General features: G+C 35.5%; 4 protein-coding genes and 1 pseudogene. 3 read left to right on the forward strand and 2 right to left on the reverse strand.

Translation table 11 applies throughout. The features are described from left to right. Positions 1 to 273 precede the first annotated feature (273 nt). On the reverse strand, positions 274 to 1,056 hold the full coding sequence (locus H1P_RS24920; protein WP_144872425.1) for a globin domain-containing protein: 783 nt from the start codon (positions 1,054 to 1,056) through the stop codon (positions 274 to 276). A 112-nt stretch (positions 1,057 to 1,168) separates the two neighbouring features. Then, positions 1,169 to 1,942: an SAM-dependent methyltransferase gene (locus tag H1P_RS24925; protein ID WP_144872428.1), complete on the reverse strand. Its 774-nt coding sequence runs from the start codon at positions 1,940 to 1,942 to the stop codon at positions 1,169 to 1,171. A gap of 484 nt (positions 1,943 to 2,426) precedes the next feature. Here H1P_RS24925 and H1P_RS39975 point away from each other — a divergent pair. From H1P_RS39975 to H1P_RS24945, 3 genes and pseudogenes are all read left to right on the forward strand, one after another. After that, positions 2,427 to 3,053, forward strand: a pseudogene (locus tag H1P_RS39975) (RNA ligase family protein). Between the two features lie 226 nt (positions 3,054 to 3,279). Next, positions 3,280 to 4,002, forward strand: coding sequence for a cytochrome b/b6 domain-containing protein (locus H1P_RS24940; RefSeq protein WP_144872439.1), 723 nt, complete (start codon positions 3,280 to 3,282; stop codon positions 4,000 to 4,002). A gap of 17 nt (positions 4,003 to 4,019) precedes the next feature. Continuing rightward, the gene (locus H1P_RS24945) at positions 4,020 to 4,721 is read left to right on the forward strand and encodes a Crp/Fnr family transcriptional regulator (RefSeq protein ID WP_144872442.1); all 702 of its coding nucleotides are present in this window, start codon (positions 4,020 to 4,022) and stop codon (positions 4,719 to 4,721) included. Positions 4,722 to 5,034: the final 313 nt, after the last annotated feature.

Genomic DNA, 5,034 nt, shown 5'->3' on the forward strand with positions numbered 1-5,034 from the left:
AGTTTTTTTAGTGGGACAGATAAGTAGGTAGGCATAATAATTTATAAGACTCAAACATTATCTTGTTTCCCTACATCCATAAATCCACAAATCCCTAAGCCGTCATGCCATTTCATATTTAATCAAGCCCACCTACTTAACGCTTCAAATCTCTTAGTCCAACCTTGTTAATATCTTCTCTCCGCTGAAGCAATACCTCTTTCAACTAAGAATTATGGAAAATTGATGAATTGCTCTTCATTATCATATTTGTCTATTCCCAATGACTAATGACTAATGAGCAACCGTTTGATAAATTTGTTGTTCTCGATCAATAAAAATCTCGGCTAATGCTTGATAGGCTTCAGTCCAAGCCGTCATCACTTCTGATGTTGCTGCATCTCCCAACACATCTTGAATTGCTTTTAACAAACATTCCCCCACAATAGAATACTGTTCTGGTAAAACATGGGTTTTGACGTGGCGATGGGCGATCTTATCTACCATTGCTTTTAATCGATCGAGATCGTCAATATGGGTTGCATAACTATACACCGCAGCAGCTAGTTTAGCTGGTTGAGTACCATTAGCTTGTGCCGACATATCAAACTGTGCTTTTACTTCTGGATATTTGTCAAACATAATCTCGTACATCCGAGTAGTAATCTTTTTACCATGTTGTTTGAGTACATTCGCAGTAGATTTGACGATATCAATAGTTTGTTGGCTAACTACCTGCTTTTTTACAGATTTTTCCGATAAAGTGAGAACAAATGCTAGATTTTCTTTCGCTTGCAAAGCATGAGGTGCATTTGCTGGCATAAAGACAAATAATCCTGGCGCGAGAGTAATATCTTTCCCTTCTAAATTAAGGTTTCCTGTTCCTTCCACTACGGTTAAGACAGCATTGCGGGTGGAAGTGTGTTCGTCAATTTCTGTACCTGCTGCTAAACAAAACAAGGTGTATTGACTATTTTGATCCTTCAGTAAAACTTTACTAAGAATGCCACTGGTGGGATATTCAATTAAATCTTGCAAAGTAGCAGTAAAAGAATTGTTAGATGATGCAACTGTCATAATTTCTCCTTGTTATTTTGTTGTTTGTCCTTTGTGTTTTATGATGGGCGCAAGCCTTGCCCTAAAGGACTAGCTTTATGGGTCGCGGTATCCTTTAGGAAGCGTCGTGCCCCTACATATCCGATGAGATAAAAACGATGTAGCCGATATTATTACGCTGCTGTTGAAAATTACGGCGCATTTGTAGGACTCTTTGGCGTAAATTGGTATTAATTAAAACATTCCAAGCAATTTTGACCGTTCCTAATAAACCTTCATCTCGTACCATCTGACCTAAATTAAGCAATCCCATTACCCCTGTTTGCTGTTGCTGTAAAGTTAAACCAGCTTTTCTACAGGCTGTTTTCCATGCTTCTATTGTTAGAGGATTAGCATTAACCCGAATAGTTTGAGATAGACTTTGACGCACTTCTGACTCATTGCTGTGAACTAGCATTTCATGGGAAAGAAACTTACCCCCAGGTTTGAGATGATTTTTAATCGCTGCTAGTATCTTGGCTTTCCCTGCATCCGATTGCATGGTTAAAATGGCTTCAGCTAAGACATAATCGAACTTATCGGTAATCTTGTCTAACTGAAAGATATCTCCTTCAATAATAGTTATTTTGTCTGATAATCCCGCAGCTTTGATGTTTTCTCTCGCTTTGGCTAAGCTATCTGGGTTTTTCTCAACTCCTACAACACGAACATTAAATCTTTGAGCTATTTGGATGGCACTTTCCCCAAAACTAGCTGCTAATTCTAATACTGTTTCTCCTGGTTGAAAGTTAGCCCAAGTAAATAGTTGTTCCGTTGCTGCTTTTCCTCCAGGACGTAATATCTTCTTACCTGCTGCTGCTAAAACTTGATGACCTGGTGCAGTGGCAAAATTGAGAGTAGTTGTCATGAGTCGTATCCAAACTCGATACTCTTACTTTGACATCAAGTTTTAGTCCCGTCTCTGAGGTAGCTCATGTTTGAGGGTAAAGTTTTGTTTAGTTGTTTGTTGCCAGTCATTATTTTAAGTAGACTCATCAATGGCTGAAGACAAATTGAGGAGTTGTGATAATGCCGAATGGTGGTTCTGATTGCTGCGGTACTTGTTGGTTCAATTCAGATAATAAAAGCAAAGCTGAGTACAATCAATCCCTTATGATTCAAGTGTTTTCATGGATGGGTGAAATTCAACAATCTCAGCCACTGATACTGCCTAAAAGTTTTTGTAGTTCAGATAATCTACAAAAATGAGGTTCATGTACCATTAATTTGCGATCGCAATCTACCAAAACTTCTAAAATTCCGAATCGAATTAAGAAGAATCTGAGCGAAAAAAGAGATCGCAGATAATAAATATCGCTTTTTCTTAGGAATATAAAGGCTTTTTTAAGAATATGAAACAAATATATAAATACCCTAAAACTTATCACTTAGAAGGTTCGGGATTGCGTTCTCAAAAAAAAAATAAGAATAAGACTCTTTTTCAAGAGATCGCATCTTGTCATCTGGTTGTAGAAGAAAAAATGGATGGTGCTAATGTTGCTATTAGTTTTAGCGATACAGGGGAAATGTTATTACAGAGTCGCGGAAATTTCTTAACGGGAGGGGTTAGAGAAAAGCATTTTAGTCTTTTTAAACAATGGGCGTATACTTTAGCTAATAAATTGTATTTGGTTTTAGGTAATCGTTACATTCTTGATGGAGAATGGTTGTATGCCAAGCATACGATTTTTTAGGATTTTTTACCTTATTACTTTCTAGAATATGATGTACTGGATAGAGAAACTGAAAAGTTTTTGGATACTCCTTCTCGGCAGAGATTATTACAAGATTTAGCGATCGCATCTGTTCCTATTTTATATTCTGGTAAGCCCAAGAAATATAATGAATTAACCAGCTTAATCGGACATTCTAATTATATTAAACTGGGACATATTGAGAGATTTCAAGCAGTATTCGAGGGTTTTTTCCAAGGAAAAATGCCTTCTAAAGACATCTTTGATTATACTGAGACTAAATAAATAAGCACGATAACTAACAAAACAATGAACTCCACTTTAGCTCTTGGAGCTTCCATCTAATACTCTACGGGCGTTGGTTATTAAAAATATTAGCGATCGCACTTCATTAAAACTTTTCACTAAAACTTGCAAAATATGGTGACTTAACCAAGAATAATTATAGAGCGATCGCCTTATAAAATGACTATTCTAATATAGGTGATTTTCATTTAATTAACGCATTTTTATGTCAGGTAAATTTTCTCAGCCTTATCAACCATTTTTACTACGGATACTTCACGGGTTAACAGGCTTATTTGCTATTTTAGCTATCATTACCGCTTTTTGGACTTATGATACTTATGATGGACGTTGGGGCAGAATTTTTTTACCCCAATTTCCAGAAATTGAAGGTATTCATGGAACATTTGGTTTATGGACATTGTTAATTTTTCCTCTATTTGTTATTTATGCTTTTAATCGAGGTCAAAGAAGATTAATTCAGTCTAATTCTTTAGCTAAACTAACTCAATTAGGTAAGCCTATCTGGTGGTATACTTGGCATCGCTTAGTTAATACTGTGAGTATTTTGGCATTAACTTTTGCGGTTTTTTCTGGCAAGATGATGGATGAAAAATGGTTACCTAAAGGAGAATTAAATCATTTTTGGTACTATGCTCATCTCATTTCTTGGTTAATCTTAGTAATAGCGATCGCCCTTCACTTATTAATGAGTATTAAAGTTGGAGGGATGCCTTTGATTTTATCGATGCTTAATTGGCAATTTCGCAGTCAAGATAGTCCTGTTTTGTGGAGTGAACATTTTTCTAATTGGCGTAATAATTTTGGCATGACAACAGTTAAACAATGGCTATCGTCATTTTCTTTACTAAAAATTATAGAAATTTCTGTTTTAATTACGATTGTTTTAGCTTGGGTAATTTCCCTAATCAAAGAAATTAAATTTTAATGACAAATGACTAATCAATGATTTTTAAAGGTTGCTCGTCGATCGCTCAATTACAACAAATCTCGATCTTTCAAGATTTAGAAGCATTACAACTAGAAAGTCTTGTTCCCTATAGTCATGTTCGAGCATATCAGCCAGGTGAAATAGTCATGCAGGAGGGCGATCGAATTCCCCAACAATTGCATGGTTTAATGACAGGCAGACTAGAAATTAAAAAGACTGCTACTAATGGAAAAGAAACTTTAGTACGTCTTATTCCCCCAGGAGAACTTTTTGCTGCACCAGCTATTTTTGGTAATAGTATTTCTCCTGCAATAGTAATCTCTCAAGTAGAATCCCAAGTATTAACTATAGATCGCGATGCTTTATTAAAGGCAATTTCCCATACACCAGAAATTAGTTTAAGAATATTAGAAGTATTTAATCAAAGACTGCAACAACTCCACAATACAGTACACGGATTGATTTCCGAACGGGCGATAGTACGTTTAGTTAGGTTAATTCAATATTACCAAAAGCGTGATGGATTTCATTCTATTCCCGAAGGAGACTGCCTAAATATTAAACTACCTTATTATCAAATTGCTCGCAGTATTGGTATTACCTATGAAGAATGCGTGCGTTTATTTAAAAAATTGAAAGGAATAGTTATTTACAAAAGAGGCGGAACAATTATTATTCGGGACTGGGAACAATTGGAAGTAGTAATTAATGATTAAACATGGTATTTCAAATGTATATTTTTATAATTTTATATAGGTCAAAATTCTTTTATTTGTTTCATACAGTGTAGATATCTGGGAAGTTTTAGACTAATAATCTAATAAATAGTTACACAAAAAATTGGAGACTATAATTGATGAAGTTTCTGAAGGCTGTTCCGCAGCAAGCAAAGGCACTTCGCCACATTGCTTGAATGTCAAAACAGCACTGGGGTCAATACTGTTCGGTTAAGCTAAAAGATGAGTTAATGAGAGTATTCGTAACCGAAATCGTATGGAACTTAAACCTTTAACTCTTATTGCGCCAAAA

Origin of the sequence: Hyella patelloides LEGE 07179, assembly GCF_900659865.1 — a bacterium.
In the GTDB taxonomy this organism is placed as follows: domain Bacteria; phylum Cyanobacteriota; class Cyanobacteriia; order Cyanobacteriales; family Xenococcaceae; genus Hyella; species Hyella patelloides.

What these genes read in the sequence shown, in the direction of transcription:
- H1P_RS24920 (WP_144872425.1), bottom strand. Translation starts at nt 1,056, where the DNA reads ATGACAGTTGCATCATCTAACAATTCTTTTACTGCTACTTTGCAAGAT.
- H1P_RS24925 (WP_144872428.1), bottom strand. Translation starts at nt 1,942, where the DNA reads ATGACAACTACTCTCAATTTTGCCACTGCACCAGGTCATCAAGTTTTA.
- H1P_RS24940 (WP_144872439.1), top strand. Translation starts at nt 3,280, where the DNA reads ATGTCAGGTAAATTTTCTCAGCCTTATCAACCATTTTTACTACGGATA.
- H1P_RS24945 (WP_144872442.1), top strand. Translation starts at nt 4,020, where the DNA reads ATGATTTTTAAAGGTTGCTCGTCGATCGCTCAATTACAACAAATCTCG.